General features: G+C 40.0%; 1 pseudogene. It reads right to left on the bottom strand.

The features are described from left to right. A pseudogene (locus R7093_RS28045) lies at positions 1–364 on the bottom strand (sensor histidine kinase); the annotation flags it as partial. Positions 365–520: the final 156 nt, after the last annotated feature.

The following is a 520-nucleotide window of genomic DNA, read 5'->3' as shown; positions in this document are numbered from 1 at the left end:
AAGAGCGCTTTTTACGCCAGTTACTTGCTGCAATGGTCGTGCCCCATTGATCAATCAAATAAGTATCTGCCGCTTCAATAACGTTGTTCACCGATTCTAGATAGCGATTGGTGATTTCGAGTTGAGCGCTATTTGAAGGATTCAGTAGAGCTTCAAAAAGAGGATCATCTTTGGCTAAAAGATTGGGTATATGGGCGTATTTATCGAGCTTATTTTTGATGTGGCTAGAAAATTGTTCGAGCTGTGATTGGTGTTTATCTAGCAAAGATTGATAGCTGTGTTGCCACACCCAGCGCCCGCCCACAATGGCGCACAGGAAATATAAGGCGAAAAAAATCAGTAAAATACGATTTCGTTGAGACATCCTTGCATTCCTATTACACGTCCTTTTTATGCCTTTAGAAATGTTAATGGGTTGTAGGGATGATGGGGGATTTAGTTTTCAACTCTGTGGAGTAAAACAAGAGCAAGATCTCTTTTTACGCTTTTCAATAAAAAAAGCAGTCGATTCTCTTGAAAA

The organism is Vibrio sp. 1580, assembly GCF_033340055.1.
The sequence above is the reverse complement of the archived record's forward strand: the minus strand, read 5'-3'. Positions and strand labels throughout refer to the sequence as shown.